The sequence below is a fragment of the Kitasatospora sp. NPDC057512 genome (assembly GCF_042802135.1).
Classification (GTDB): domain Bacteria; phylum Actinomycetota; class Actinomycetes; order Streptomycetales; family Streptomycetaceae; genus Kitasatospora.
Genome location: NZ_JBHVET010001244.1, coordinates 1 through 1,287, shown reverse-complemented (window position 1 = coordinate 1,287; position 1,287 = coordinate 1). Strand labels below are relative to the sequence as shown.

At 73.1% G+C, this 1,287-nt stretch carries 1 pseudogene; it reads right to left on the bottom strand.

Going from position 1 to position 1,287, the window contains the following annotated elements:
• Positions 1-275 precede the first annotated feature (275 nt).
• A pseudogene (locus tag ACFU6K_RS39215) lies at positions 276-918 on the bottom strand (hypothetical protein); the annotation flags it as partial.
• Positions 919-1,287 lie beyond the last annotated feature (369 nt).

The window sequence follows — 1,287 nt, the reverse complement described above, 5'->3', positions numbered from 1 at the left end:
CTTGGCGGCCTTCGACTCCTCGGCCTTGGCGTCCTCGGCCTTGGCGTCCTCGGCCTTGGCGTCCTCGGCCTTGGCGTCCTCGGCCTTGGCGTCCTCGGCCTGCTGGGCGCGCTCGGGGACGACGCCGTCGAAGTCGTCGTCGATCTCGAGGTCGTCCTCGTCGTAGAACTCCTCGACGTCCTCCTCGTCCTCGAAGATCACGCGGTCCTCGGCGTGGTCGCCGCCACCGCGCTTCTTCTGCACCGGGGCGTCCGTCGACTCGGCCTCGTCCTCGGCCAGCTCCGGGTCGAGCGTGTCGGTGAACTCCACGCCGTCGATCTCGGCCAGCCGCTCCGAGGCGTTGGTGGTGCCGTCGGTGTCGGCCTCGGCGGCCTTGGCGAACCAGTCACGGGCCTCGTCGGCCCGGCCGGCCGCGATCAGGGCCTCGGCGTAGGCGTACCGCAGGCGCGCGGTCCACGGCTGCACGGAGTTGGAGGCCAGCTCCGGGCTCTGCAGCGTCACCACGGCGGCGTCGTACTGCTCCATGTCGCCGCGGGCACCGGCCGCCACCAGGCGCATCTCGACCTGGCCGGCCTTGTCCAGCTGCTTCACCTCGGGCTCACCGGCCATCGCCAGCGCCCGCTCCGGACGGCCCAGACCGCGCTCGCAGTCGGCCATGACCGGCCACAGGTCCGCCCGACCGGTCATCCGACGGGCGGCGCGGAACTCGGTCAGCGCCTCGGAGTAACGCTGCGTCATGTACGAGGCAAAACCGGCCGCCTCACGGACGGCCGCCACGCGGGATGCCAGACGGAGCGCGACGCGCGAGTACTGGTAGGCCTCCTCCGCCTCGCCGTCGAGCAGGCGGGCCACCATCACCAGGTTGCGGGCGACGTCGTCCGCGAGGGTCTTGGGCAGGCTCTTGAGCTCCTGGCGCACGTCCGCGTCCAGCTCGAAGCCGGTGACGTCCTCCGGGATCGGCAGGCGCTTGACGGGCTCGTAGTTGCCCCGGCGGTCGTCGTAGTCCCGGCGGTCGCCGCCGCGCTCGTCCCGGTCACGGCGGTAGCCGCCACCCGACGGGCGGTCGTCACGGCGGAAGCCGCCACGGTCGCCACCGCGGTCGTCGCGACGGAAGCCGCCGCGGTCACCACCGCGGTCGCCGCCACGGTCACCGCGGTCGCGGTTGAAACCGCCGGAGGGACGGTCGTCACGACGGAAACCACCACGGTCGCCACCGCGGTCATCGCGGTCACGGCCGTAGCCGCCGCCCGACGGACGGTCGTCACGAGGCGGACGGTCGTCACGGTC